This window comes from Sphingobium fuliginis (genome assembly GCF_004152845.1).
Classification (GTDB): Bacteria; Pseudomonadota; Alphaproteobacteria; order Sphingomonadales; family Sphingomonadaceae; genus Sphingobium; species Sphingobium fuliginis.
This window is the reverse complement of the sequence record NZ_SEON01000006.1, coordinates 292,885-319,019: the sequence shown is the minus strand read 5'-3', so window position 1 is coordinate 319,019 and position 26,135 is coordinate 292,885. Positions and strand designations below refer to the sequence as shown.

Below are 26,135 nucleotides of genomic sequence, written 5' to 3'. Positions count from 1 at the left end.
GGCAGGCAGGACCCGATGGATGGCGACCAGCAGATACTGGCGTCGGCAGGGGTCTTGCGGTGGTCGGTCGACGGGGATGGGCTATGCCATCCCGATGCCGCCACCGCGAGCCGTTTCGGCGTGCGGGACGGCCAGCCGCTGCTCCGCTGGTTCCGCGGCGTGCACCGGATCTTTCGCAAGCCCGTCCTCCAGCTTGCCCGTGCCGTTCTGCGCATGGGCAGGGCCGAAGCGACGCTGACGCTGGAGGATCGTGAAGGCATCATGAGGAATATGCGTGTCGTCGCGCGCATCCGTCGTGACGGGGCGGGCCGGCCGGCGGCCGACCTGGTGATGATCGACGTCACGACCGAACATGCCGAAATCGGACGGCTGCGCCGCAGCACGGAAAATCTGCGCCTGATCGTCGAATATAATCCTCAGCTTCCCTGGCTGGCCGATCCCGACGGCCGGATCATCGACTTCACCGATCGCTGGCTGGAAAGTTCCGGCCTGGACCGGGAGGAGGCGGAGGGCAATGGCTGGCTGGCGGCGACGCATCCGGATGACATCGGCCCGCTGACCCACCGGATCACCCATTCGCTGACCACCGGCGAGCCCTTCGACGTGCGCGTCCGGCTGATGGTCAACGACCAGTATCGCTGGATGCGGGCGCAGGCCTATCCCCGGCGCGACGAGGAAGGCCGGATCATCCGCTGGTACGGCTATACCGAGGACATCCATGAAAGCGTGCTGATCGAGGAGCAGATACGCTGGAACGCCGAGCATGATTCGCTGACGCAGCTGCCCAACCGGGCGATGTTCAACGCCTGCCTGGACAAGGCGCTGGCGAGCGCCATGACCGACTTCAAGAAGGTCGGCGTCTTCCTGCTCGACATCGACAATTTCAAGGACGTCAACGACCTGATGGGCCATCATGCCGGTGACGAGCTGTTGAAGAGCTTTGCCTCCCGCCTCAAGGAAATCTTCGCCGGCGATGGGGTGGTGGCGCGGCTGGGCGGCGACGAGTTCGCCATATTGATCGAGAATGTCGAAAGCCGGCAGCAGCTTGCCGATCTCGCCAATCGCGTCCTCACCATTCGGGAGACGCTGTTCGCCGCCGGGCGCTCGCTCGAATGCCGCGGCAGCATCGGCGTGGCCGCATTCCCCGAGGATGGCCGGGTCGCGACGGAACTGCTGCGCCATGCCGACCTGGCGCTTTATCGCGCCAAGTCGCTGGGCCGGGGGCGCATGCAGATGTTCGAGCAGTCGCTGCTGGAGGACATGCAGGAGCGCGTGGCCATGATCAACCGGGCGCGGACCGCCGTGCGCGACGGCACGATCATCAGCTATTATCAGCCCAAGGTGTCGTTGCAGACGGGCGAACTGGTCGGGTTCGAAGCGCTGCTGCGATGGCGCGACAGTTGCGGCACCATCCGCTCGCCCGCCGAAATCTACGCGGCGTTCGACGATCATGACGTCGCCGACATGATCGGCCAGACGATGACCAGCCAGGTGTTCGCCGACATGGCCGCGTGGCGCGCGCGCGGGCTGACGCTGGGGCATGTCGCCATCAACGTGTCCTCGGCCGAATTGCGGCGGGAACGCTTTGCCGGACGCTTGATCGAGACCATGGACCGCTTCTCCATCGCGCCCGATTCCATAGAGATCGAGATCACCGAAGGGGTGTTCCTGGGCGCGGGGTCGGACACGGTGCGCCGTTCCATCGACGAACTGCACATGTGCAACATCCCGCTGGCGCTGGACGATTTCGGGACCGGCTTCGCCTCGCTTTCCCATTTGCGGTCGCTGCCCGTCAGCACGCTGAAGATCGACCGTTCCTTCGTCAGCGGCGTGACGGCGCGCGAAAGCGACGCCGCCATCGTTTCCGCGCTGATCACGCTGGGCCGCGCGCTCAACATGAAGGTGGTGGCGGAAGGCGTCGAGGAAGCGGACCAGTCGGTCAAGCTGCGCGAACTGGGCTGCGACTATGCCCAGGGTTTCTATTTCGGCCGGCCCGCGCCGTCGGAGAATATTCCCGCGCTGATCCAGTCCTGGAGCGAGAATAGCGCCATCATCACCCTGAACCGGCGCGCCGCGCCCTGGCCTCCGCGCGGGATGCGCGGGGAAGGCGGCGCGGACTCGCTGACCGCCTGAGGGAAGACCGGATCCCGGTCAGGTGAGGCGCAGGGACGTGGTGCGGCTTCAATCCGCTCGCGCCTGGAGCATGCTGCGCCAGATCGGACGCGGGTCGCGTGCTCCAGCTTTCTGTTGTCCCATCCTTTCAGGCGGAAAACCGGTTCCAACCCGTCGACAGGCTCAGGGCAGCTTTTCCGCACGATTGGCTCTAGCCGTTGACGATGGTGCCCCCATTGGGATGCAGCACCTGCCCCGACATGTAGCTGGCGTCCTCGCAGGCGAGGAAGAGGAAGGACGGGGCGACTTCATTGGGCTGGCCCGGCCTGCCCATGGGCGTGCTTTCCCCGAAATGCTCCAGCTTTTCCGGACTTGCCCCGCCGCTGGGATTAAGCGGGGTCCAGATCGGCCCCGGCGCGACGGCGTTCACCCTGATGCCGTCCCCCACCAGATTTTCGGACAGCGACCGGGTGAAGGCGGTGATCGCCCCCTTGGTGCTGGAATAGTCGAGCAGTTCCTTCGACCCCTGATACATGGTGACGGAGGTGCAGTTGACGATCGCCGCCCCGCGCTTCAGATGTGGGCGGACCGCCTGCGTCAGGAAGAACATGGCGAAGATATTGGTCTGGAAGGTGCGGCGCAGCTGTTCCTCGCTGATGTCGGTGATGTCGCTGTCGGGGTGCTGCTCGCCCGCATTGTTGACGAGGATGTCGATCCGCCCGAACTGCTCCACCACCTGCGCCACGGCCCGCTGGCAGAAGTCCCGGTCGCCCAGGTCGCCCGCGATCGTGAGCGCCCGCCGCCCTTCCGCCCGGACGATCCCGGCGGTCTTTTCCGCGTCGTCATGTTCGCAGAGATAGAAGATCGCGACATCGGCCCCTTCGCGGGCATAGAGCGCCGCGACCGCCCGCCCGATTCCGCTGTCGGCGCCGGTGACGATCGCCACCTTGCCCGCCAGCCGGCCGGAGCCGGGATAGCGCGGTTCCCATTCCGGCTTGGGCTCCAGCCGGCTTTCATGGCCGGGCAGGCCATCCTCATGGATCATCTCTTCGGTATCGGGCATCGCAAATCTCCTTTCCCCGAAGAACACATCGCCTGCTGGGGAGTTCATTGGCTGGAGCCCGGTTCGGCGCGTGGATGGGGCGGATGGAGACATGCGATGGTTCTGAAAGCCCTGGCCCTCAACTGCAGCCTCAAGGCGGGGGACGGCGAATCCAGCTCGACCGACGCGATGATCGCGGTGCTGGCGAAGGCCCTTGCCGCCCATGATGTCGAACTCACCGGCACGGTGCGGGTCGCGGCGCTCGACATCAGGCCGGGCGTGACGTCCGATGAAGGAGAAGGCGACGCCTGGCCGGCGTTGCGCCGCAGGATATTGGACCATGACATAGTGATCTTCGGCGGCCCGATCTGGCTGGGGCAGATCAGCAGCGTCGCCAAGCGGGTGCTGGAACGCATGGACGCCTTTCTGGGCGAGACAGACGAGCGGGGCCGCATGCCGAGCTATGGCAAGGTTGCGGTCGCGGCGATTGTCGGCAATGAAGACGGGGCGCATTTTTCGACCGCGCAATGGTTTCAGGCGCTGAACGATGTCGGCTGGACGATTCCGGCCACGGCCGCCTGCTATTGGGTGGGGGAAGCCATGGGCTCGATCGATTTCAAGGATCTGGGGCAGGTGCCGGAGAAGGTGGAGAAGACCGCGAAGATGGTGGCGGGCAATGCGGCGCATCTGGCCGGCCTGCTCCGGTCCTCCCCCTATCCGGGCTGAACCCAGGTGGCGAAAACCGGCCGCGTCGCGCATATCCGGGAAAATATCGTCCTTTACGGCGCGCTGCTGGCCAATATCGGCATTGCGGTCGCCAAGTTCGTCGCCTCGGCCCTGACCGGCTCCTCCTCCATGCTGACGGAGGGGGTGCATTCGATGGTCGACAGCGGCAACCAATTGCTGCTGCTCTATGGTCAGGCCAGGGCGAAGAAGCCCGCCGACGCCGCCCATCCCTTCGGTTATGGGCGGGAGCTGTATTTCTGGGCCTTCGTCGTCGCCATCCTGATCTTCGCGGTCGGCGCGGGCGTATCCATTTATGAAGGCTGGCTTCATATCCGGCAGCCGGAGCCGCTGCGCGACCCCGCCGTCAACTACATCGTCCTGGCCATCGCCTTCCTGATGGAGGGCGCATCCTGGACCATCGCCGTGCGGGAATTCGGACGCAAACGCGGCCCCAGCAGTTGGTGGCAATCGATCCGCCGGTCGAAGGACCCCGCCGGCTTCATCGTCCTGTTCGAGGACAGCGCCGCGCTGATCGGGCTGATCGTGGCGGCCATCGGCGTCTGGGCCAGCCATTATTTCGGCAATGCGCGGCTGGACGGCGTCGCCTCCATCGTCATCGGGCTGGTGCTGGGCGCGGTGGCGGTGCTGCTGGCGCGGGAGGCCAAGGGCCTGCTGATCGGGGAGAGCGCCGACCGGGCCATCATCGACGCGGTCTGGGCGCTGCTCGACCGGCGGCCGGAAATCACCGCCGTCAATCACATCCGCACCATCCACACCGCGCCCGACGCGGTGTTCGTGGCGATCAGCGCCGATTTCGCCGACGATCTGCGCATGGGCCGGGCCGAAAGCCTGATCGAGGAGATGGAAAGCGAGATGAAGCGGGCGATTCCCGAACTAACCTCCATCTATATCCGTCCGGAAAAGCGGGAGGACGCCTTGGTCCAGCCGCGCGCTTCCGCCTGACGGCCGGCCCGCCCCGCCTGTTCGCGGCCTTCCACGTCCATATTCCGTCAATTGGCCCCTTGACCATCTGATGACGATCGTCATCTAACGCCGGTCGATCGATCCGGGAGGAAGGCCTTCATGCTGTCAGCGACTCTCGCCCGCCAAATGGGCACGCGGCAAATCCATTATGGATGGGCCGTGCTGGCCGCGACCTTCTTCACCATGCTGGTCGTCGCCGGGGCCGTGGGCGCGCCCGGCGTGTTCATCATCCCCCTGCAAAAGGAATATGGCTGGAGTTCGGCGGATATTTCCGGAGCGCTGGCGATCCGTTTCCTGCTGTTCGGCGGGATGGGCCCGTTCGCCGCCGCCTTCATGAACCGCTTCGGCGTGCGGCGGATGATGCTGATCTCGCTGTCCATCATCGTCGGCGGACTGCTGCTGTCGATGGGCATGGCCCGATTGTGGCATCTCGTCCTGCTGTGGGGCGTCGTCATCGGCATCGGCACCGGGCTCACCGCCATGGTGCTGGGCGCCACCGTCGCCACGCGCTGGTTCGCGCACAGGCGCGGGCTGGTCATGGGGCTGCTGTCGGCCAGCACCGCCACGGGTCAGCTGGCCTTCCTGCCGCTGCTCGCCGCGCTGACGGAGCGGTTCGGCTGGCGCGCCTCGGTCCTGCTGGTGTGCGGCGCGATCCTGCTGGCGGCGATGGTCGTGCTGCTGCTGATGCGCGACCGTCCCGCCGACCTCGGCCTGCCGCCCTATGGCGAGAGCGAGGTGCATCCCGCCCCGCCGCAGCCCGCCAGCTTCGGCGCCCTGTTGATGAGCCCGCTCCGCATCTTGGCCGATGCCGCGCGGGTGCCCAGCTTCTGGATATTGTTCTTTTCCTTCTACATCTGCGGCGCCAGCACCAACGGGCTGGTCCAGACGCATTTCATCGCGCTTTGCGGCGACTATGGGCTGGCGGCGGTGGGCGCGGCGTCGATGCTGGCGATGATGGGGCTGTTCGATTTCGCGGGCACGCTGGCGTCGGGCTGGCTGTCGGACCGGTTCGACAATCGCTGGCTGCTGTTCTGGTATTATGGGCTGCGCGGCCTTTCGCTGCTCTATCTGCCGTTCAGCGACTTCTCGCTCTACAGCCTGTCGGTCTTCGCGATGTTCTACGGCCTGGACTGGGTCGCGACCGTGCCGCCGACGGTCAAGCTGACGGCGCAGCGTTTCGGACCGGAGCGGGCCAATGTCGTGTTCGGCTGGATCTTCGCCGGGCATCAGCTCGGCGCGGCGAGCGCGGCGCTGGCGGGCGGCCTTTCCCGCACCGTCTGGCAAAGCTATATGCCCGCCTTCGTCGCGGCGGGGATATTGTGCCTGATCGGGGCGGGGCTGGTGCTGCTGATCAACCGCGGGCGGAGCAAGACCTTCGTCCTCGCCTGACCGGCTGTATGGAGAGGCTTGGATGCTGCAAGGAAAAATCGCCCTCGTCACCGGAGCCGGACGCGGCCTGGGGCGCGAGATCGCGCTGGGCCTGGCCGGGGCCGGCGCGCATGTCCTGCTCCATGGCCGAAATATCGAGCAGCTTGAGGCGACCGCCGCCGCCATCGCCGCCTCGGGCGGGACGAGCGCGCCGCTGATCTTCGACCTGGAGGATGGCGAAGCGCTGCGGGCGGCGCTCGGCCCCTGCGGCCCGATCGACATATTGGTCAACAATGCCGGCCATCGCGACCGCAGACCGATTGGAGAACTGGACCGGCCCGCGGTGCGGCGGATGCTGGAGATCAATCTGGTCGCGCCCTTCGACCTCGCCCGCACCATCGCGGCCGGGATGAAGGAGGGCGGGCGGATCGTCAACGTCACGTCCATCGCGGGCCAGATCGCCCGGTCCGGCGACGCCGCCTACACCATGGCGAAGGGCGGGCTGGACGCGCTGACGCGGGCGCTGGCGGCGGAACTGGGCAGTCGCGGCATCACCGTGAACGCCGTCGCCCCCGGCTATTTCGCGACCGAGGCCAATGGGGAGATGACCGCCGACCCGGCCGTCGCGGATCATCTCGCCCGCCGCACGTCGCTCGGACGCTGGGGCCGGCCGGAGGAGATTGTCGGCCCGGTCCTGTTCCTGGCGTCGGACGCGGCATCCTACGTCACCGGACAGGTGCTGGCGGTGGACGGCGGCTACACCGCCCATTTCTGAAGCGATTCAGGCAGCCAACCCCCGCATCCGCAGCAGCGCGTCGACCTCCGGCGCGCGCCCGGCAAAGGCCCGGAAATTCTCGGCGGCGGGGCGGCTCGCCCCGGCGGCCAGGATTTCGCGCCGGAAAGCGGTCGCCCCGCCGCCCGGAATATCGGCATGGGCGAAAATCTCGAACGCGTCCGCCGACAGCAGTTCCGCCCAGAGATAGGAATAATAGCCCGCCGCATAGCCGCCCGCGAAGATATGGCTGAACGCATGGGCAAAGCGGTTCCATTCCGGCGGATGCACCACGGCGACCGCCTTGCGCACCTGATCCAGCACGGCGTTGACTCGCGCGCCCTTGGCCGGGTCATAGTCGCGGTGGAGCAGCAGGTCGAAGGTCGCGAATTCGATCTGCCGCAATATGGCAAGGCCCGCCTGGAACTGGCGCGCCGCCAGCAGCCGGTCGAACATCGCCTGCGGCAGCGGCTCGCCGCTGTCGACATGGCCGGACAGGCCGATCAGCGTGTCCCCGTCCCAGGCGAAATTCTCCATGAACTGGCTGGGCAGTTCCACCGCGTCCCATTCCACGCCGCTGATGCCGCCGATCGACGGCAGGTCCACCTCGGTCAGCAGATGATGCAGCACATGGCCGAATTCGTGGAACAGCGTCACCACGTCATTATGCGTCGCCAGCGAAGGCCGGTCGCCCGCGGGCGGCGCGAAATTGGTGGTGAGGTAGGCGATGGGCAGATGCAGCCGGTCGGCATCGCGGAAGCGCGAACGGCACACGTCCATCCACGCCCCGCCCCTTTTGCCCGCCCGCGCGAACAGGTCGAGATAGACGCCCGCCACCACGCTGTCGTCCGCGTCCAGCACGTCGTAGAACAGCACGTCCGGATGCCAGGTCGGCACGCCCTGCCGGGCGACGAGGCGGACGCCGAACAGCCGCTCGATCAGCGCCTGCGTTCCCGCAAGCACGCGGGGCAGGGGAAAATAGGCCTTCAGCGCCTCCTGATCCACGCCATGCAGCGTGCGGCGCATTGCTTCGGCCACATAGGAAAGGTCCCATGGCTGCACATCGTCCAGCTCCAGATGCTCGGCCGCGAAGGCGCGCGCCTCCGCCAGTTCGCGTTCCCCGACCGGCCGCGCCCGCCGGGCGAGGTCGGCCAGGAACGCCAGCGCTTCGTCCGCGTCGGCCGCCATCTTGGTCTCCAGCGAATGGGCGGCGGAATCGGCAAAGCCCAATATCTGCGCGGCTTCATGACGCAGCGCCATGATCGCGTCGATCCGTTCGCTATTGTCGTGGCTCCTGTCCTCCGCCTGATCGGAGGCGCGGCTGTTGTAGGCGCGATAGACCCGCTCCCGCAGCGTCCGGTCCTGCGCATGATAGAGGATCGCCAGCACGCTCGGCTGGCGCAGCGTGATCAGCCAGCCGGTCAGCCCCTTTTCCTGCGCATAGGCGGCCAGTATCGCCCTGTCGCTGTCCGGAACGCCCGCCAGCGCCGCCTCGTCGGTGACATGCTCGCTCCAGGCTTCGGTGGCGTCGAGCACCGCGTTGCCGAATTTGGTGCTGAGGTCGCTCAACTCCACGCCGATGTCCAGGAAACGCTGCCGCGCCTCCCCCTCCAGCGCGACGCCCGCCAGGCGGAAGCCGCGCAGGGCAAGATCGACCGCGCGCCGGGCGGCAGGCGGCAGGCTGGCGAAATCCGACCGGGCGGCGAGCCGGGCGACGGCATCGTGATGGGCGCGGTTCTGGCCCGCCTCCATCAGATAGGCTGTCATCAGCGCCTGCGCTGCGGCATGCGCTTCCCGCAATTCGGGCGTGTCGGCGACGGAGGCGAGATGCCCCACCGGCGACCAGACCCGCGACAGCAGGAAATCGGCGCGCTCGGCGGTCAGGATGACCGCGCCGAAATCATCCTTCCCGCTGGCGGTGATCCCTTCGATGGCCGCGCGGTGGGCCGCGATCGCTTCCTCCATGGCGGGGACGACATGGGCAGGCCGGATGGCGGCGAAATCGGGCAGGTCGCTGTCGGCAAGGAGGGGATTGGCGGTGGTCATGGCTACTCGTGGCTTGCGGGCCTCCGTGGCAGGAGGAACAGCCTCTAATTGGGCGTGGGTGAGCGGCTGTTCAAGCGTTTCCGGTCAGGCGAGCGTCAGATAGATTTCCGCTTCGATGACCCAGTCCGCGCCGACCTGCCGCCATTTGGCGCTGTAGGTGCCGGATGCGAGGGGACGGTCTGAACCGGCGGTCACGCCCTGCCATCGGCCATGCTCCATCGCGACGGGTTCGACCGGCGAGGCGACGATATGCTCCGGCGTGCGGGTGTAGATGGTGCGCTCCGCTGCGGCGAATTCCCGCTTCCACGCCTGAAGCTGCGCCTTGCGGCCGGAGATCACCGCGCTGTCCGATCCGGTGACGAGCATGGCCTGGGGCGCGAGCAGGGGACCGATGGCGTTCAGGTCCGCCTCCGCCAGGGCGCGGTTGAAATCGGCGCGGCGCATGCGGATGGCAAGGTTGGGGGATGTCGTCATCGGGTGGCTTTAGGATTCTTGACCGGAAATGGCCAGTTTAAGACATTCCCCTCCCGCAGGCGGGAGGGGTTAGGGGTGGGTGCGAGCGCAGCGAGCTTCCAGCTTAGCCGTTGAAAACTCACGCTGATGCCGCGCCAGCCCACCCCCTAGCCCCCTCCCGCCTGCGGGAGGGGGAATGTCCGCAATCCACCCCGGAAAACCGCTCAAATCCGCATCTGGTTCATCAGTCCCAGCGTCGCGGCATAATAGTCCTGATCGGCGGCGGCGGCCGGCAGGTTGCGGTTCAGCAGGCGTCCGGCGATGGCGGTGGCGCCGGCGGAGAGCGCATAGGGCGCGGTTTCGCCCGTGACCACATTCACCCAGGCGGGCAGCGGCCTGCCCGCGCGCACGAGGGCGAGCCAATAGCGCGCGATCGAGTCGCAAGCGCTCCGCCGCCCGCTCATCAGGCAGTAGAGCGGCACGCGGATGCCTTCGAAGCCGAAGACCGGATCGCGTCCCTCCGCCGGTTCGACCACGCCCTTGCCCTTGATGTCGAGCCAGTCGGCGGGAAGGCCGGAGGGGCCGAAGCGCGCGGCCTTCAGGATCTTCAGCCCATCGGCGGCCAACGGACCCCAGACGCGCGGTTCCAGCCGGGCGAAGGCGTCGATCGCCGGCCAGACATAATAAGAGGGGTTGACGATCACTCGATCCGCCTTGGCGAAGCCGACAAGGCCGGGCAGCAGCAGGGTGAAGCCGTGGCGCTGCACGATCAGCTTCTGCGCGACCGCGCCCCGGACCGCTGCCGACTGCTGCAGATAATCCGCCTTGCCCCAGCGGCGACCCGCCATCAGCAGCGCCCAGGCGATCAGCAGGTCGCCGTCGGTCGCATTGTTGGGATCGGCCACCGGATCGGCGCGGCCGGGCGTGTAGCGCCAGCTATGCAGCGCCATGTCCTTGCGCAACAGCGTCTGGGCGGTCCAGCGCGCCATGACGTCGAAGGCCGCGCTGTCGCCCGCCGCCTGCGCCAGCGCCATGCCGTAGCCCTGACCCTCGCTATGGCCGACGCCGCCATTGCCATTGTCGACGATCCGGCCTTCTGGCGCCAGGAAGCGGGCCTTGTAGCCCTGCCAGAGCGCGGGATCGAGCATCAGGCCATCCATGGATTTGGCGGAGGACTTGGCGCGGGCGCAGCCGGTCGTCAGGGCAAAGGCGAGGGCGGTCAGGACCGTCCGCCGTTCAAATCCCATGACGCAGTTCGATATGCCCGCCCTGGCTGCGTGAAATCCGGGTGCTGAGCCGTTCCCCGCTGCCCATCTGCCGGAACCATGCGTCATAGGCTCCCTCCAGGATGAAGGGGGCGACTCCGGCCCATATGCCGTCGGCATCGCCCTCCAGCCTTTCGGGCAGGCCGTCATGGAAGATGTCGATTCCTTCATCGTCCAGTTCGAATCGGACGCTGCCCCAATGCAGCCTGTCCCAGACCATGTTGCCGTGCTGGGTCAGCCTGTCCATATCCTTGGCATTGACGATCGGATGGCTTTTGGCAAGCCGCGCGCCGACCGCGCGGAAAAAGCCCTGCATCTGTTCCGCCGTGGCGGCGGAGGCGATTTCGCCGAGGATCAGGCTGACGAAGCGCTGGGCGGCCTCCCCGCCGGATGCGAGCATGGCGATGTCCTGATTGCCCGCCACCGGGAAATCCTTCACGAACAACATCAATTGCCTCCGATATTCTGCTTGAGCCCGATCAGTGTCTTGAACTCCTTATATTCACCGAAAGTGTTGATATTCAGTTCCCCGCCCAGCCGCGTGTTCGGGCTGACCCGATAGGAAATCGCGCCCGCCGCCGACAGGCCGAAGCCGGTCTTGCTGATGCTGTCATAACGGGAACGGACGTCGCTGTTCTGGCTCTTGAGGAAATCCAGCACGCCCTGCGCGCCCGGCTCCGTCGGATAGACGGGCTCACCCTGCTGATCGTAGCTCTGATAGCCGGGCGCGACGCTGGCCTGGATGCTCATCGGGCCGTCATTCGTCCAGTAACGGATCGGGAAATTGACGCTGAGGAAGCTCTGCGGGCTGAAATAGCCGCCATGGCCGTAGGTGAAGTAATTCTGGTTGTTGTCGTAATTCTGGTAATTGACGTTGAAGCCCACGGAAACGCCCGAGCGCGCATTCTGCCACGCCCGCAAATAGCCGCCGGCATTGATCTCCACGCTGTCATTGTCGCGCACCGCCGTGCCGTCATAATGATAGAAGGAGCCGTCGGCATAGACGCCATTGCCGTTGCGGTCATAGGACAGGGACAGGCCGCCGCCGCTCTTCATCACAGCGCCCCAGAAGGCGCCGGTGCGTGGGTCGTCCGTGCCCGCATAGGCGATGATGCTGTCGGTCACGGGCTTGCGGTCGGCCCAGATGCGGGCGGTGGCATTGGTCGACAGGCGGGGCGTCACCTCGATCCTGCCGGTGACATGCTCCTTGGGGAAACCCAGCGGCGTGACGCCCGCTTCCAGCTTCAGCAGCTTGCTGACATAGCTGGCGGTGACGGCGACGCCTGACTGATGCTGCGTTTCGGCGCTGGTGAGCTGGGACGGCTGCTCGTCCACGATCCCCTGCGCCTCGGGCGTGGCGTTGGTGCCGAAGCGGGCGAGGCCCGACCCGGTCGGGCGGCCCGAATCCAGCACGACCGCCGTCGCCTTGACGCCGACCCGGCCCCCCGCGACGGGGGCGGAGAGGGAAGCGCTGCCAGTCATTTCGCGCAATTTGCTGAGGCCCGTTTCACCCGAGCGCGACCGATAGCCTGTGTCGACGTCGACGCGCGGGCCGCTTTCGTCGGCCGATTGCTGCAATTGCTGGTCGATCTCCGCCAGCACCGGATCTGCGGGGACGTTCGTTACGCCGCTGTTCCGATCGGCATAGGCCTGATCGGCATAGACCAAGTTGCCGTAGGAAGGCGCCGGGGCCGTCATTCCGGGAAACCCGGCGGGGGCGGCATAGCCCGGCGCGGGCGGGTAGGCGGGCATGGCAGCCGGGACGGGCGCGCCAAAGCCTGACCCCACGGGCGGCTGAGGGGCAAAGCCCATGGGCGGCGCATAGGGCGCCGACAGGGCCGTGGGATTGCTGCCGAGCGCGAACGGATTGACCGGCTGCGGCGCGGCCATGGCGCGGAAGGGGTTGGCCGATTGGGGCGCCGCCGCGAAGGGATTGCCGTTCGCCATGACGGCGCCGGGCGCCATGCCGGTTTCGCGCATGTAGAGCGCACGGGCGGTCTTGAGGTAACGCGCCGCGTCCCCGTCATTGCCGCGCGTGCGGGCCATGCGGGCGGCCGCCATATAGACCCGGTAATCGGCCGGATGCATCTGGATCGCCTGCTGGGTGACGGCGCGCGCCGTTTCCATGTCGCCCGATGCGCTGGCCGTGTCGATCAGGCCCACCATCGCGTCGCGATCCGCCGGCTTCTGCGCCAGCAGCATGCGGAAGGTCTGCGCCGCCTGCGCGTTGAGGCCGCCCGATTGGTACAGCCGCGCCAGGGCCGAAAGGATTTCCTCATTGCCCGGCGCATCGTTCCATGCCGCCTGCAACATGTCGAAGGCCGGGGCGAACTGCCCCGCCTGCCGCATCCGGTCCGCCTGCGCGGCCGCCAGCGTCGCCTTCAGATTGCCAAGGCTGCGTTGGCCCTGAAGCGAGGGGCCGGCCAGCGCCGACGCCTTCTGCACGGCGCTCATGGCGATGCCGTCCTGTCCGGTTTGAGCCAGCACCCGCACCGCCGCGTCATAGGCGCCGGCGTCATTGGCGGGGGCGTCCAGCGCCTGCGCCGCCAGCTGGCCCGCGCCGCGCGCATCGCCCAGTTCCAGCATGCCCTGCGCCAGCGCGCCCATGCGGTCGGCGGACAGGCCGCGCATCTCCGACGCCTGGCGCAACATGGCGAGCCCCTGGCCCTGCGCGCCCCGCGCCCCAGCGGCCTTAGCCTGAGCGATGGTGGCGGATATGCCGAGGCCGGCGATGAAATTGCGCATCTCCGCCGTGCGCTGCCCTTCCGGGATGCGCGCGGCGACGGCCTGCGCATCGCCGGTGCGTCCCGCGCGGTCCAGGATCAGCGCGGCGGCGTAAAGCGGTTCGGGCTTGTCGGAATAGGAAAGCTGGCGGACCAGCGCGTCCTGCTCCGCCACGCGGCCCTGCTGCTGAAGCAGCCCGGCAAGGTCGTAGGCGACCCAGGGATCGTCAGGCGCATTGCCCATGGCGGCGCGCAGCAACTGTTCGGCGCGGGCGCTGTCCCCTGCGTCGAGGGCGGCGCGCGCCTCGTTGCGGGTGGCGCTGGCCTGGGCCGTCGCGGCTCCAGCGCCGGCCTTGCCCAACTGGCGGTAGAGTTCGGCCGCCTCATTATAGCGGCCCTGTCGTTCATAGACGCTGGCCAGCACCGATACCGCAGGCCCCTTGTCGCGAAAGTCCGACTGGCTGAGCGCAGCGGCGAGCCGCTCCGCCTGCGCGAGGTCGCCCTTGTCGAGCGCAGTCCGGGCGGAGTCCAAATCGGCATAGAAGCGCGCCGACTGCAATGCCTCGGCCCATTTGCCCGCGCCCCCCATGCGCGAGGCGCGGGTCAGCAGGTCGCGGGCCTGCGCGAATTCGGACTTGCGCAGCCGCACGATCCCCATGCCGCCCAGCGCGTCGGCGTCGTTGGGATTGGCGGATAGCGCCGTGCGGAAGCGGGCGGCCGCGGCGTCGAGCTGTCCGGCCTCCAGCGCGCGGAAGCCGGCGGCACGGGCGTCGCCGCCCCGGTCCGTACGGGTGGGGCGCGCGGGCGCGGTCGCGGTGCGCGCCGGGGCCTGCGCCGCCGCCTGGGCGGGAGGGGCAGGGCGGGCGGCTTGCGCAGGCTGCGGCCTGGCCGCGGCCTTGGGCTGGGGCGCATTGCCGGCAAGGCCGCGCCGCGCTTCGGCATTGGCGGGATCGATGGCCAGCACCCGGTTATAGGCCTGTCGCGCCAGGTCGCCGCGTCCCTTGGACTGCCAGTAGCGCGCCTGCTTGAGCAGCGGGGCGACACCCTGCACCTCCGCCTGCGCCAGGGGCATCGTCGCGATGGCCAGCAGCGGCAGGCCGAGGATGGAGATCGTCTTCTTCATGATCATTTCACCGCTTCGAGGCGCTTGGTTTCCTGCCGCTTGAACAGCAGATAGACCGGTGCGGAGATGAGGAAGGCGACCAGCAGGCCACCCAGGGCGATCAGGAACGGCCGCTGGCTCATCCAATAGGCGATCTTCATCCAGACCGGCAGCGATCCGACCCAATAGCCGTCGCCCACCGCAAAGCTCGCCATGCCTTCGCCGTCCACCACCGAAAGATCGCCCTGCACCTGCGCGTTGATCCTGGTGTCGTTGAGGCCGTTGACCAGCGCCGGCAGCGCTTCGGGATCGCTGGCCAGCAGCGCGACGACGCTGCGGCCGGTGTCGAAGGGCGACTGGAAGCCGACGATGCCGCTGAAGCTGTCGGACCCGGAGAAGAAGCCGTCGACCGTGCCGCTGTCGCTGCGCTCATAGGGGGAGAAGAGGTCGAAGGCCCGCTCCACCGGCGTGCGTTCGGTGACGCGCAGCCGGCCGTCCTGGTAGAAGACGGGCGCGCCGGAAAAGAGCGATTCCGACTGGGCGATCTGGACCGGGCCGATGACCAATATGTCCTTGCCCGCCATGCGCGCGGCATCGACCGACCGGGTGACGCTGGCCCGGATCGCGGGTGCGCCGGTCGCGTCCCCGAAACGGCCCATGACGTTCAGGAAGGCCTCGACCACGGCGGCCGTCGGATCGCCGGGCAGCAGGACGACCGTCTCCGCCATGTCGGGCCGCACGGTGAAGGGATAGCCCCCGCCCGCGAAGCTCGCCAGATTGGGCATGTGCAGCGCATGATAGGCGTGGCTGAGGTCGATCGAGCTTTCCGGCAAGATGCTGACGCGCACATTGTCGGGCAGCATCCCCTCGCAGCGCTGCTTGGACTGGACCAGCAGATTATAGTCGAACACCAGCGAGTTCTGGCCGAACAGGTCGTAGCGCGGCAGCACGACGTCGGCGCGCGACGTATAGGCCGTGGGCCGTCCGCCGCCGAACCATTTGTCCCACCAATGTTCGCCGGTCAGCGGCAGGGTGGTCAGATATTGGCCGTTCATCGACAGGTCGAGGCGCGAGCGGGACTTGTCCAGCCAGGGGGCGGACGGATAGCGGTAGCGCAGGTCGAGCTTGGCCCCCTGGCGCGGCCAGAAGAACAGGTCGGGCGCGACATGGAAACCGGCGCTGAGCGGGCCGGGCGGCAGGCCGATGCCCTGCAGGGCATAGCGCGGCACGATCTCGCCCAGGCGCACCGGCCGGTCGGTGCGCAGCCAGCGCGGCGCGGAATAGCGGGGGAAGGAGGGCAGGCGCACGCCGTCCAGCGACGCGCTCGCCCCGCCCAGCATGCCCCGTCCGATGGCGAGCGCCGCGGCCGCCTGCTTCAACTGCTTCTCGTCGCTGCCGCTGACGACCAGCAACTGGCCCTCGCTGTCCACCGGATTGGTGATGATGGTGGCGGCGGGCCCTCCGGGAAGGTTGATGCCGGGAATGCGGCGGCCCGGCGTCACGAACAGCACGGCGTTGCCGGCGGGGATCTGGCCAAAGCTGGGCTTGAAGGAATAGCCGCGATAGCTGGCCATGCCGCCGAACCAGGATGCGGTGCTGGCCGCTGCCTCCAGCTCGCCATTGGTGGGCTTGCCCGCGAAGACGAAGGGCAGTTTCAGCGCCACATTGTCGTTGCGGTCGAAAAAGGGCGCGGGCAGGCGCGCGAGGTCGGGCTTCAGCGGCAGCGACTGGGTGGTGATGTTCAGCACCGACCGCGTGTTGCTGACATTGGCCCAGAGCGAGCTGTGGAAGGGGTCTTCGCAGTCGCGGGTGTAATGGCCGATGAAGCGTAGGTTGAGCGAATTGTCGCCCGGCAGGAACAGCGCCGGGTTGATCGGCACGGTCACCGTCTGCGTCGTGCCGTCCGAAGGCCGAAGCGGCAGGGCGTTGACCACTTCTCCGTTCAGCAGGACGACGATCTGGCTGAGGTCGCCCAGCAGCGAGGGCGAGAAGTTGAAGGCCAGGGTCAGAGAGGCGCCGGTCACGACCTGGTTGCTGCGCAGGCCGAAGGGAATGCCATATTCGCCGCGCGTTCCGGCGAGGCGGATGGGGTTCTTGACCTGCAGGTCCTTGAGCAGCAGCCGCTGCGGCTTGCCGCCCGCCGCCGGGACCGGCGTGGCCGCGGCGGGGGTGCTCGCCGGCACGGCGGGAACCGCATTGGCCGAAGTGGTGGCGAGCGCCCCGGCGGCCGCGGCGGCGGCCATGGCGCGCATCGCCTTCTTCCGGCGGCGCGGCAGGCGCCATATGTCGATGATCGTGTCGATGCCCACGCTGAAAATATCCCTGATGGATTTGAGGCCGGCGACCGGCGCCAGCGGCTTGTCCGATTGCCACGCATCGGCGCGGCCCATGACGGCGCGCACCAGATGACGGGCATGCACCATGTCGAGCGGCTGGAAGCGCAGCTTGGCCCGGCCGTTATCCAGGCGAACCGTGTCGACCGGAATGGTCAGCGTCTCGTCGCCCATCGGCAGCGAGATGTCCGTGACCTTGCGTCCCTGGAGCGCGAAACCGTCCGGCAGCTCCGCCGCCAGCCCGCCCAATGAAATGTCCACGGTCGTCCCGTCGACGACATAGCCGTCGTCGAAATAGAGCGTCACGGGCATTTGCGCGGTGATGCGGATATTCTCGCGCACCTGCCGCTGTTCCCGTGCGACCGAAATCGCCGCGATCAGGATCAGCAGGCTGAAGCTCGCCCATGCGGTGTTCAGCAGCACCGTGTCCCACTGGGCGTCGAACAGGAGGGGGAAGTTCAGCTTCACGAAGCCGAAGATCACGCCGAACACCAGCAGCAGCGCGGTGATGACATGCGGCCGCACCGTGGTGCCGTCGAAATAGGTCTGGTCCAGCAGGCCGCCCTTGTCGGTCACGTTGAACTTGCCCTTGCGCGGGTTCAGCAGCGTGAACAGCGTCGGCTTCACCAGATGGAAGGCGAGCAGCGTTTCGTAGATCTCGCCCCAGAAGGGCCGCCGGTCGCCGCCCTGGATGCGCTCGCTCGACATGGTGGAGATGAACAGGTGCGGCAGCGCATAGGCGAAGATCAGCGCGGCCGACGCATGGATGATGTTCTGTCCGCCGATCAGATAGGCGAGCGGCGACGTCAGGAACACGATGCGCGGCAGCGGAAACTGGAAATGCAGCATCGCGTTCAGGTAGCAAAGCCGCTGGTGCCAGTTCAGGCCCGGCCCGAAAAGCGGATTGTCGATCCGCATGATCTGCGTCATGCCGCGCGCCCAGCGGATGCGCTGGCCGACATGCAGCACCAGCCGCTCGGTCGCGAGGCCCGCCGACAGGCGGATGCCGATATAGGCGGTGTTCCAGCCCATGCGCTGCAGTTTCAGCGCGGTATGCGCGTCCTCCGTCACCGTCTCGCCGGCAAAGCCGTTGGTCTGCTCCAGCGCGGATCGGCGGATGACCGCGCACGACCCGCAGAAGAAGGTCGCGTTCCACAGGTCGTTGCCCTTCTGCACCGCGCCGTAGAACAGGTCGCCTTCGCCCGGCAGTTCCTTCACATTGCCCAGGTTCCGCTGCACCGGATCGGGCGAATAGAAATGGTGCGGCGTCTGCATCAGCGCCAGCCGCGCGTCCTTCTGGAACCAGCCGACCGTCATCTGCAGGAAGGCGCGGGTGGGGACGTGGTCGCAGTCGAAGATCGCGATCAGTTCCCCGTCGGTCTTCTTCATCGCGGCGTTCAGATTGCCCGCCTTGGCGTGCAGATTGTCGGCCCGCGTCAGGTAGCCGCAGCCGGCCTGCCGCGCGAAGGCCCGGAATTCGGGGCGGCGGCCGTCGTCCAGGATATAGACGTGGAAGCGGTCGCGCGGATAATCCATGTCCATCGCCGCGAAAACCGTGTTCTGGACTATCGCCAGGCTCTCATTATAGGTGGGGATATAGACGTCGATGACCGGCCATTGATCGGGCTCGCCCTCGATCTCCACGACCGGGCGGTCCAGCGGCCAGCTCGTCTGCAACAGGCCCAGGACCAGGATGACCCAGGCGTAGAGTTCCGCCAGATAAAGGCCGGTGCCCAGCAGGGCCGCGGGCAGGCTGTCGAAGTCCAGCGTGTGCGTCGTGCGCCAGAACAGATAGCGGGTGGATACCAGCAGCGACAATATGCCGATGGCGATGGTCGACCGCTTGCCGGGCGAACGGTTGAACAGGATCACGCCCGCCATGGTGGTCAGCGCGAATATCCACTGCGATTCCAGGTCGAGCGGCACCGTCACCACGACGATGACGACGGCAGCCACGAAGAGCCCCGCCGCAAGCCTGAGAAGGGCCTGCGGGGCGAATTGGGAAGGGAGGGACATCAGGCGTCTCCTGTAACCTCGATGTTCGCCTCTCCCGGGGCGGGTTTCAGTCCGATGCGCTCTTCCACGGCGTCGGCGAACAGGCGCAGGTCCTGCAACGCGGCGCTCGGCGGCGCATATTTGCTGATGAGTTCGAACCGCGCGAGCGCTTCGTTGACGGCCTCGTCGCGGCGGATGGTGGCCAGCAACTGGTCCCCGAACAGGTCGCGAACGAAGCTGTGGCTGTGGCGCGACAGCTTCTGCCGGTCGTCCAGCTGGTTGAGGACGAAGACGGTGCGGTCCAGCTTCATCGCCGGGGCCGTCTCGCTCAGGCGGTTGAGCGTGGCGAGCGACGCGGCGGTGGGCAGAAGGGGACAGATATGCAGCACGCAGCGGGGCATCAGCAGTTCCAGCAGGTGCCGGTCCTCCGATGCGACATCGACGATCCAGATATGGCCGGGATCGAACATCCGCTCGAACTCCCGGTCCACCCGCGCCGCGAAGGCGGCGGAGCGGCTCTGGCCATGGCCCTGCATGACGCTGACCCCGAAGGCCACCAGCGGTTCGCCGCCGCCCGCGCCCCATTCCGGCACGGCCTGCGCCGGCATGAAGCCGAAATGCATCTTCAGCGAATCCTGGAAGGTGCAGTCGAGCGCGTTGACCTCATAGCCCTTGCCGGCAAGGTGCAGGGCGAGCTGGGCCGCCAGGAAAGTCGTGCCGGTGCCCCCCTTGGGCGATTGAAGCAGGATGACGGCCATCAATCCAGCTCCGAGAAGCGGTTGAAGAATTCCTTGAGGTCGACATTGTTCTTCGGCGCCGCCCGCCGCTGGGGCGCGCCATATTGGGCGAAGATCTGATTCGGCGCGGCCTGGGGCTGCGATGTCCTGGCGGCGGGGGCGGGCCGTTCGTCCTGCTGGACCTGCCGGACGGGCAGCCGTGCGGCGTCATCGCCCACCACCTTCTGGTCGCCCAGTACGGCCGCGAAAATGGGCCATAATTCCGTTTCCGAGAACCGGTCCTCAAATTCGCGATAGGCGAAGTCCTTGCGGTTCAGCTTCTCCAGCAGTTTGCGAGCATCGCGGCGCATTGGCCCCCCATATGCGTGAACGGTAAGTAGTTTGTTGCTTATAGCTAATTTACTATATCTTTCTTAATAGAATGACAGTGGGATGCGACAAAAAACTGAAAGCTGATATGGATCAAGAAAGATATGCCGATCGTTTCGCTAATAGACTGTTTCTGAACGGTATATGTCGGCAAATACATTCCACCGGGCTTTTCTGTCATGTCTCATCCGTAACGATCCGGGGCAGCAAGGATCGGTTTTGTGCCAATGAGATACAGGTGCGGCTCGATTCATGGCATTTTTTCAACCTGAACCGGATTGGATTATAAAGGGAATATCATGATCGGGCGGCTGACGGATAAAGGCCGGTCATTTCCCTTGCGACCCGGACAAGTGTTAAACAAGCTGGAATCACTGGCGCATCATCGCCGGATAGGCGACTTCATCAGGACCATATCATGAAGTGGTGGCCGATCCCGCAAGACGGGGATCGGGCTTTACTACAAACCCTCGGCCTCGACCCAATGGGCGCCAGTGATCTCCCGCGCCAGTTCCCAAACCTGGCGGCGGATGTCGGGAACGGCGACGATTTCCCAATGGGCGCCGCGGGTCATCGGGCCGACGACGAAAAGGCGGGGCTGGGCCGATCCGTCGCGGGCTATGGCATGGCATTGGCGGTCGACATCGATGCCGATCGCCAACGGATCGGGGCGGATGTCGCCCCGCGATGCCAGGCGACGCAGCAACGGATCGTCGGTGCGCCGCAGGTCGCCCAGCGGGCCGGTGCAATTGACGACCCTGGCGAAGGCGACGGTCTCGCCCTCTTCCCGGCCACGACGACGCAGATGCACATGGATCGTGCCGCCCTCCGGAACGGCCTGCACGACCTTCGCGGCGCGGATTTCCAGCCGTCCTTCCGCCTGCATCGCCGCCAGCCGCTCCGCCACCTGCGGTGCGATGCGGTGGCGGTGTACGTCCCAATAGGGGCGCAGGTGGCGCAGGCAGCGGCTGCGCTCCTCCGCGCTGGCGGCCCGCCACATATCCTGGGTGAAGCGGCGAAGTTCATCCACGGCATTGCGCCAGCCGATTTCCGCGCTGCGCCTGCGCAGCGTCCGGACCAGCGTGGAAGCGGCGCCCTTCGGCCGGTCGCTGCGCGGCGCATAGGGGGGTGCCGGCGCATGGCTTTGTGGCGCCAGCCCACGGCGGGATAGGGCGACGATCCGCCCCCGGAACCCGGCACGATCCAGGCTGAGCGCGCAATCCACCGCCGTCAGCCCGCTGCCGAGCAGCAGCACCCGATCGCTGTCCTGCAAGCCCGCCGCGATGGTCGCCGCCCAGGGATCGTTCACATAGACGGCGTTCTCGGGGCCGTCCCTGTCGCGCAATCCGGCAAAGGCGGGCAGGTCGTGCGGCGGCAGATTGCCGGGCGCCAGCGCCACGATGTCGGCTTCGATCCCGCCCCCGGAACGCAGGACGACGCATATGCCGTCGTCGCGCAGCTGCAGGTCGACGGCATCGCCGCTCAATATGGTCAGCCTGTCCGCGGCCTGCCCCCGCATCTGGTCCAGCATGGCGCTGAGATAGGCGCCATAGTCGCGCCGGGTGGCGAAGCTGCCTTCCTGGCCCAGTCCCTGCTGCTTCAGCCAGTCGGTGAAATGATGGGGGCTGTCGGGCAAAGCGCTCATATTGGCGGCGCGCACGTTGAGAACATGGCCGGCATGCGCCGCTCCATAGGCGAGGCCCCGGCCCATCCGTTCTTCATGGCGCTCCACCATCGTCACGCGCAACGCACCATGACGAAGCAGGTTGATGGCGAGCAGCGTGCCGCTGAACCCTCCTCCGATAATGGCGGCGTGATCGACCTTCAGCATGGATCAGGCATTTTTCCATAACAGCGGTTGGCCCGGATGGCGCGGCGGACCATGGAAGAAGCAGGATCGCAACTGTCCCAACCCCTTCCGCCCGAACGCATTTCCCAAGCCTAGGAGCGGACAGGCAATAGGGGCAAGCCCCATTGTGGACAAGGGTCGCGGCAATGCCGATCCGGCGTCATGGAACGCCGTCGGCAATATGCTGTGCAACGGCATTTTGACGCATGGGCGGCCGCTCGCTACGGAGGCTGGCATGATCGCACTGCTATCCCCCGCCAAGACGTTTGATTTCGAACGCGCGCTGCCGCCCCTGCCCGTCACCACCCCGCATTTCGCCGAAGAGGCGCGCGACCTGGCCAGATCGGCCGCCAACCTTTCGCAGAAGCGGTTGTCGGAGTTGATGCATATCTCGCCGCGCCTGGCGAAGCTCAATGCCGACCGCTTCCGCGATTTTGCCGACTTGCCCGAACGGCAGGCTTTGTTCGCCTTCGCCGGCGATGTCTATACAGGTTTCGAAGCCAGTACGCTGGACGAAGCGGCGGTCGCCTTCGCGCAGGACCATGTCCGGATGCTGTCGGGCCTTTATGGCCTGTTGCGGCCGCTGGACGCGATCCGGCCCTACCGGCTGGAGATGGGGACGCGCTGGGCGCCGCGCCACAAGAAGCTGACCGACTGGTGGGGCGATCGCATCGCTGAACTGCTCCGCGGGCAGATCGCGGAGGAGGGGTCGGGCGTGGTCCTCAACCTCGCCAGCCAGGAATATTTCGCGGCGGTGGAAGGCAAGCTGGCGGGCATCCGCATCATCGACGTCGATTTTCGCGAGCCCGGTCCCGACGGACCGCGCTTCGTCAGTTTCAATGCCAAGCGCGCCCGGGGCATGATGGCCCGATGGATGTGCGAGCATCGCATAACCGACGTCGATGCGATGCGCGGCTTCGACAGCGACGGCTATCGCTTCGATGCCGGGGAGAGCGAGCCCGATCGCTGGCGCTTCACTCGGGCCTGAGCGGGCTTGCCGCCGTTCCGTTGCTACGACCGCCCGGATGGCCGGATGGGAAGCGAGATCGTGATCGCTCGCTTCCCACCCATGATCAGGATTTGGCGGTCGCGGCTTCGGGCGTCTTTTCCTCGCCGCCCAGATGCGAACTGGCTGCTTCCAATGCCGCCTTCAGCGACTTGGGCTTGGCGGTTCCATTGGCCTTCGCAGGAGCGGCCTTCTTTACCGGGGCCTTTTCCTGCGCAGGGGCCTTGGAAGCGGCGGCAGCCTTGCCGTCCGCCTTGTCGCCCTTGGCGGCGGCGATCGAAAGGCGCTGGCGCGGCTCCTTCCTGTCCTTACTGGCGGAGGCCGGCGCCGCGGCGCGATTGCCGCGGTTCGATATGACGGGGGCGGGCCCATCCTTCGCCTTGTTCGTCTTTGGCGCTGCGGCCTTAGCAGGCGCCGCGGCCTTCGCCGGCGCATCGGACCCGGCGGCGGGAGCAGCCCTTTCCGATGATTTGGGCGCTGCCGCCTTGGGCGCGGCGGCCGGGCTTGCCGGAGTGGCCGCTGCCTTCGCAGGGGCTGCGGCCTTGGCAGCGACGGCCGGCTTACGGCCCAGGCCGGCCTTTTCCGCGACGGCGCGACGCGCCTGCGAATAGCTTTGCGCCACCAGCGGATAGGTGCTGGGCAGCTTGTAGCGTTCCCGATATTGTTCCGGCGTCAGGCCATGAGCGGCCAGATGGCGCTTCAAGGTCTTGTACGGCCTGCCGTCGATCAGGCTGAGGATATGATCGGGCGAGGCGAGGCTCTTGCGCACCGAAACCGCAGGCGTGAAGGTTTCGGCAGCGGGCTCGGCAATGGTCGCCGTGGCATTTTCCGTCAGCGCCGTGCGGGTGGTCTTGATCAGATCGGCCAGGCTTTCGCTCGGAACGCTGTTTCGCGAGACATAAGCGCTGAGCAACTGGACGGTAAGGGCAGTGATGTCGTTCTTGTCTTCGTCGGCCATGTGAGCGAACCCGTTTCAGGAGGATGTTAGCGCTATTTGCGCAAATCGACACAGATTGTAAATGTCGGATTTCCAGTAAATGGTCTTCTATGCCTGTATTTGCCGGCAATCGATCCAATGTCGGAAAGTCGATCCCGTTCCATGATCGTCAAATCGGCGTGCGTGATCGGGCATCAATCCTTCTCAATGACATCGGTCCTGGGCATGAGGCGGCAGTCGCGCCAGTTCCGGTCGCCCCTGGGCACGAAAGACACATAGTCGCCGTCGATGATGAGGGCCGCCCGGGGGCTTCGATAATATCGGCCCAGCGATATTGCCCCGCGTTTGAGCGTGAGCTGCCCGTCCTTCCAGACGACAGTGGCGCGGTCGGCATCGGCGCGGACGGAAAAGCGCCGTCCGGCGGCGCACTGGACCTCCATGTCGGCGTCCGGCCGTTGTGCGCCTGCCGGCGCGAGGGTCGCGGCGGCCGCCACTATGGCGGCCATCGGCATGAGGGCGCCGGGGAGAGAGCGGCATGTCATTGCTGGAGCCTTGTTGGAACGGACTTCCTCCCTAACTCGCCGTCGAGTCGTCGGTTCCTGTGGCGAGGGCGTTGGCGATCATGGCGGCCAGCGTCTCCTCCGCCCGCTGCTTGACGCCCGCATCCTTGGACAGCAGGTCGTGCCTGATCCATTGCGGCGCCCGACTGAGAATAGCCATGATCAGATTCGTCGTCTTCTCGTCCATGCCACCGCTATGCGGGCGCTGTTTGCTTCCGGCAACCGCAAAAGGAATCACCCAGATCAAGCTGCGCCTTGGGCGTCACGGACAATGGCCGCCGCGGCCATGGCGGAACGGCCCCGCGCCTTGACCGATGTTGAACCTGCGGGTGCTGAGTTGTTGCGGCGTGTCGCGAATTTTCGATGGGTTTGCCACGAAGCATGTCAGGCTATGAACCATGCCCGAACAGGTCAACGAAGGTGCTGTTGCACCTCCATCCTGTTTTCAGCAATGACATTATATGAGAAATATTATTCGGGCATGGTCCGACCATTTATGGCGTGACAGCGAGGCGTGTCGGCCCCGCTGCCAAAACGCGGGGGAAGTCTTCAGTCGTCCATCCGAATTAAATCACCGGATGAACGGGTCCGGGCCGCCCACGGCGCGGAGGTCGAAGGGGCCCTTGATGGAGCCATCGATCTTCTCGTGCCTGTAGAAGGGCTCGACGACAAGCTTGTTCCTCTCGCTATCGAGGTTGCGTTGCAGTTCCTGCGACTATTCGTCGGACGTCTCCCTAAGTCGATGGGAAAAAGATCGATGAGGCCCGATTCCATGAGGGAACGATTTGCCGCTTGGCCAAGTCGCGGGGCATCGATGCTTGCAGCAGGCCTGTTCATTGCCGAATGGCGAATGCCTTGCGCTTCACCGTGAATGTCTCGCGACGGCGGAGCCAATGCTGCACCGGCCGGTCCAGCAGGGCGAAGCCAAGGATGGACGCAAGCATGGCCATCAGCAGCATGGCGGTCGCCAAGGCAATGTCGCTTGCGGCCCCGCCGCCTGACCACCTTTCCATGAATGTGATCATCGGCCGGTGAACGAGATAGAGAGCGAAGGAGGCCGCTCCCAGCGATTGCAGCCCAGGCTGGCGGAGCAGATGCGATAATGCGCCCTGACCATGGGCGAATATCAATATCAGGACAGCCATCGGCGGCAGGAAGATGAGCTGGTAGCGAAAAGCGAGCGGAACTGCGAACCATTCCACGGCGACCATGGTCGCCGGCAGCGAAATGACCGCAAGTGCTTCCGTTGCGCTCGTCGCCCACCGTCGTCCGATGCCCGATCGCCAGGCCCGGCACAGCAGGATGCCCGCAATGAATTCGAACAGCCGCGTAAGCGGGAACACATAGAAGATCCAGTCCACCCAGGGCGAATAACCCGCGACCCTAAGGGCGGTAAAACAGCTTCCCGCCACGATCAGGACCATGCCGGCGATGAAGACCGCGCGCAGCACCGGCTCGCGCCATTTCAAAAGCCATGGGAAAAGCGCATAGAAGAACAGCTCGTCGGACAGGCTCCAGGAGGGGCCGTTGAGCGAATAATGGACCAACGGGTCTGGAGACCAGCTATGATCAACTGGACGGTCGAAGTGGGCGCAACCGACGATGCCAGCGATATTCGCACGACGTTGCGCATACCCTTTAGCTTGAACTAGACCAGATTTCGACCCGTCGGTTCGGCCGCTCTGGATCTGTGTTTTCACCGCCTTTTCCGGGTCGGCAGAGGATTGCTCCTGCTTGGAATATGCTCTGGCGCGGC

At 66.4% G+C, this 26,135-nt stretch carries 20 protein-coding genes; 6 read left to right on the top strand and 14 right to left on the bottom strand.

Going from position 1 to position 26,135, the window contains the following annotated elements:
- Positions 1 to 15: 15 nt before the first annotated feature.
- Positions 16 to 2,133 carry a putative bifunctional diguanylate cyclase/phosphodiesterase gene (locus EWH10_RS15920; protein ID WP_065846774.1) on the top strand — a complete coding sequence of 706 codons (2,118 nt, stop codon included), beginning with the start codon at positions 16 to 18 and terminating at the stop codon, positions 2,131 to 2,133.
- A gap of 190 nt (positions 2,134 to 2,323) precedes the next feature.
- Here the strand turns inward: EWH10_RS15920 and EWH10_RS15915 are convergent, their stop codons facing one another.
- The gene (locus EWH10_RS15915; protein WP_065846776.1) at positions 2,324 to 3,175 is read right to left on the bottom strand and encodes a glucose 1-dehydrogenase; all 852 of its coding nucleotides are present in this window, start codon (positions 3,173 to 3,175) and stop codon (positions 2,324 to 2,326) included.
- Positions 3,176 to 3,271: 96 nt separating this feature from the next.
- On the opposite strand from EWH10_RS15915, the gene EWH10_RS15910 reads away from it, so the two are divergent.
- The 4 genes from EWH10_RS15910 (at position 3,272) to EWH10_RS15895 (ending at position 7,007) form a co-directional block, all read left to right on the top strand.
- Entirely contained in the window at positions 3,272 to 3,880 is a 609-nt protein-coding gene (locus EWH10_RS15910) for a flavodoxin family protein (RefSeq protein WP_065846778.1), read from the top strand.
- A 6-nt stretch (positions 3,881 to 3,886) separates the two neighbouring features.
- Positions 3,887 to 4,843 (top strand): cation diffusion facilitator family transporter, encoded by a 957-nt coding sequence (locus EWH10_RS15905; protein WP_025551316.1) that lies wholly within the window; start codon positions 3,887 to 3,889, stop codon positions 4,841 to 4,843.
- Positions 4,844 to 4,963: 120 nt separating this feature from the next.
- The gene (locus EWH10_RS15900) at positions 4,964 to 6,253 is read left to right on the top strand and encodes an MFS transporter (RefSeq protein ID WP_065846779.1); all 1,290 of its coding nucleotides are present in this window, start codon (positions 4,964 to 4,966) and stop codon (positions 6,251 to 6,253) included.
- Positions 6,254 to 6,275: 22 nt separating this feature from the next.
- Complete coding sequence (locus tag EWH10_RS15895; protein ID WP_044661053.1) at positions 6,276 to 7,007, top strand: SDR family oxidoreductase; 732 nt, start codon at positions 6,276 to 6,278, stop codon at positions 7,005 to 7,007.
- Positions 7,008 to 7,013: 6 nt separating this feature from the next.
- Here the strand turns inward: EWH10_RS15895 and EWH10_RS15890 are convergent, their stop codons facing one another.
- The 9 genes from EWH10_RS15890 to EWH10_RS15850 all read right to left on the bottom strand — a co-directional run bounded on the left by EWH10_RS15890 (position 7,014) and on the right by EWH10_RS15850 (position 21,858).
- Positions 7,014 to 9,050 (bottom strand): M3 family metallopeptidase, encoded by a 2,037-nt coding sequence (locus EWH10_RS15890; protein WP_065846781.1) that lies wholly within the window; start codon positions 9,048 to 9,050, stop codon positions 7,014 to 7,016.
- Positions 9,051 to 9,134: 84 nt separating this feature from the next.
- On the bottom strand, positions 9,135 to 9,524 hold the full coding sequence (locus EWH10_RS15885; protein WP_048575628.1) for a nuclear transport factor 2 family protein: 390 nt from the start codon (positions 9,522 to 9,524) through the stop codon (positions 9,135 to 9,137).
- Between the two features lie 203 nt (positions 9,525 to 9,727).
- A complete protein-coding gene (locus tag EWH10_RS15880) occupies positions 9,728 to 10,750 on the bottom strand; it encodes a family 8 glycosyl hydrolase (protein ID WP_065846784.1) in 1,023 nt (340 codons plus the stop codon).
- Positions 10,740 to 11,216 carry a cellulose biosynthesis protein BcsD gene (bcsD, locus tag EWH10_RS15875; RefSeq protein WP_048578729.1) on the bottom strand — a complete coding sequence of 159 codons (477 nt, stop codon included), beginning with the start codon at positions 11,214 to 11,216 and terminating at the stop codon, positions 10,740 to 10,742. The genes EWH10_RS15880 and bcsD overlap by 11 nt, the downstream gene beginning before the upstream one ends.
- Positions 11,216 to 14,614 (bottom strand): cellulose biosynthesis protein BcsC, encoded by a 3,399-nt coding sequence (locus EWH10_RS15870; protein WP_229742645.1) that lies wholly within the window; start codon positions 14,612 to 14,614, stop codon positions 11,216 to 11,218. The genes bcsD and EWH10_RS15870 overlap by 1 nt, the downstream gene beginning before the upstream one ends.
- A gap of 2 nt (positions 14,615 to 14,616) precedes the next feature.
- On the bottom strand, positions 14,617 to 18,942 hold the full coding sequence (gene bcsA, locus EWH10_RS15865) for a UDP-forming cellulose synthase catalytic subunit (RefSeq protein ID WP_065846478.1): 4,326 nt from the start codon (positions 18,940 to 18,942) through the stop codon (positions 14,617 to 14,619).
- Complete coding sequence (locus EWH10_RS15860; RefSeq protein WP_025550001.1) at positions 18,942 to 19,679, bottom strand: cellulose synthase operon protein YhjQ/BcsQ; 738 nt, start codon at positions 19,677 to 19,679, stop codon at positions 18,942 to 18,944. Before EWH10_RS15860 ends, bcsA begins: the two co-directional genes overlap by 1 nt.
- Complete coding sequence (locus EWH10_RS15855; RefSeq protein WP_061935063.1) at positions 19,679 to 20,008, bottom strand: hypothetical protein; 330 nt, start codon at positions 20,006 to 20,008, stop codon at positions 19,679 to 19,681. The genes EWH10_RS15860 and EWH10_RS15855 overlap by 1 nt, the downstream gene beginning before the upstream one ends.
- Positions 20,009 to 20,487: 479 nt before the next feature.
- Complete coding sequence (locus tag EWH10_RS15850) at positions 20,488 to 21,858, bottom strand: FAD/NAD(P)-binding protein (RefSeq protein ID WP_065846477.1); 1,371 nt, start codon at positions 21,856 to 21,858, stop codon at positions 20,488 to 20,490.
- A gap of 253 nt (positions 21,859 to 22,111) precedes the next feature.
- Here EWH10_RS15850 and yaaA point away from each other — a divergent pair, with 253 nt between their 5' ends.
- Positions 22,112 to 22,864, top strand: coding sequence for a peroxide stress protein YaaA (gene yaaA, locus EWH10_RS15845; RefSeq protein WP_065846482.1), 753 nt, complete (start codon positions 22,112 to 22,114; stop codon positions 22,862 to 22,864).
- Between the two features lie 85 nt (positions 22,865 to 22,949).
- Here yaaA and EWH10_RS15840 read toward each other — a convergent pair whose 3' ends face one another.
- From EWH10_RS15840 to EWH10_RS15825, 4 genes are all read right to left on the bottom strand, one after another.
- Positions 22,950 to 23,840, bottom strand: coding sequence for a Ros/MucR family transcriptional regulator (locus EWH10_RS15840; RefSeq protein ID WP_065846476.1), 891 nt, complete (start codon positions 23,838 to 23,840; stop codon positions 22,950 to 22,952).
- A gap of 173 nt (positions 23,841 to 24,013) precedes the next feature.
- Positions 24,014 to 24,361: a hypothetical protein gene (locus EWH10_RS15835; RefSeq protein WP_065846475.1), complete on the bottom strand. Its 348-nt coding sequence runs from the start codon at positions 24,359 to 24,361 to the stop codon at positions 24,014 to 24,016.
- Positions 24,362 to 24,392: 31 nt separating this feature from the next.
- Positions 24,393 to 24,617 (bottom strand): hypothetical protein, encoded by a 225-nt coding sequence (locus EWH10_RS15830; RefSeq protein WP_337960590.1) that lies wholly within the window; start codon positions 24,615 to 24,617, stop codon positions 24,393 to 24,395.
- Between the two features lie 595 nt (positions 24,618 to 25,212).
- Entirely contained in the window at positions 25,213 to 26,079 is an 867-nt protein-coding gene (locus EWH10_RS15825) for an acyltransferase family protein (protein WP_083199062.1), read from the bottom strand.
- Between the last annotated feature and the right edge of the window lie 56 nt (positions 26,080 to 26,135).

Bases quoted from the DNA above. Each gene is read 5' to 3' on its own strand.
- EWH10_RS15920 (WP_065846774.1), top strand. From the start codon at position 16: ATGGATGGCGACCAGCAGATACTGGCGTCGGCAGGGGTCTTGCGGTGG.
- EWH10_RS15915 (WP_065846776.1), bottom strand. From the start codon at position 3,175: ATGCCCGATACCGAAGAGATGATCCATGAGGATGGCCTGCCCGGCCAT.
- EWH10_RS15910 (WP_065846778.1), top strand. From the start codon at position 3,272: ATGGTTCTGAAAGCCCTGGCCCTCAACTGCAGCCTCAAGGCGGGGGAC.
- EWH10_RS15900 (WP_065846779.1), top strand. From the start codon at position 4,964: ATGCTGTCAGCGACTCTCGCCCGCCAAATGGGCACGCGGCAAATCCAT.
- EWH10_RS15895 (WP_044661053.1), top strand. From the start codon at position 6,276: ATGCTGCAAGGAAAAATCGCCCTCGTCACCGGAGCCGGACGCGGCCTG.
- EWH10_RS15890 (WP_065846781.1), bottom strand. From the start codon at position 9,050: ATGACCACCGCCAATCCCCTCCTTGCCGACAGCGACCTGCCCGATTTC.
- EWH10_RS15885 (WP_048575628.1), bottom strand. From the start codon at position 9,524: ATGACGACATCCCCCAACCTTGCCATCCGCATGCGCCGCGCCGATTTC.
- EWH10_RS15880 (WP_065846784.1), bottom strand. From the start codon at position 10,750: ATGGGATTTGAACGGCGGACGGTCCTGACCGCCCTCGCCTTTGCCCTG.
- bcsD (WP_048578729.1), bottom strand. From the start codon at position 11,216: ATGTTGTTCGTGAAGGATTTCCCGGTGGCGGGCAATCAGGACATCGCC.
- EWH10_RS15870 (WP_229742645.1), bottom strand. From the start codon at position 14,614: ATGAAGAAGACGATCTCCATCCTCGGCCTGCCGCTGCTGGCCATCGCG.
- bcsA (WP_065846478.1), bottom strand. From the start codon at position 18,942: ATGTCCCTCCCTTCCCAATTCGCCCCGCAGGCCCTTCTCAGGCTTGCG.
- EWH10_RS15860 (WP_025550001.1), bottom strand. From the start codon at position 19,679: ATGGCCGTCATCCTGCTTCAATCGCCCAAGGGGGGCACCGGCACGACT.
- EWH10_RS15855 (WP_061935063.1), bottom strand. From the start codon at position 20,008: ATGCGCCGCGATGCTCGCAAACTGCTGGAGAAGCTGAACCGCAAGGAC.
- EWH10_RS15850 (WP_065846477.1), bottom strand. From the start codon at position 21,858: ATGCTGAAGGTCGATCACGCCGCCATTATCGGAGGAGGGTTCAGCGGC.
- yaaA (WP_065846482.1), top strand. From the start codon at position 22,112: ATGATCGCACTGCTATCCCCCGCCAAGACGTTTGATTTCGAACGCGCG.
- EWH10_RS15840 (WP_065846476.1), bottom strand. From the start codon at position 23,840: ATGGCCGACGAAGACAAGAACGACATCACTGCCCTTACCGTCCAGTTG.
- EWH10_RS15835 (WP_065846475.1), bottom strand. From the start codon at position 24,361: ATGACATGCCGCTCTCTCCCCGGCGCCCTCATGCCGATGGCCGCCATA.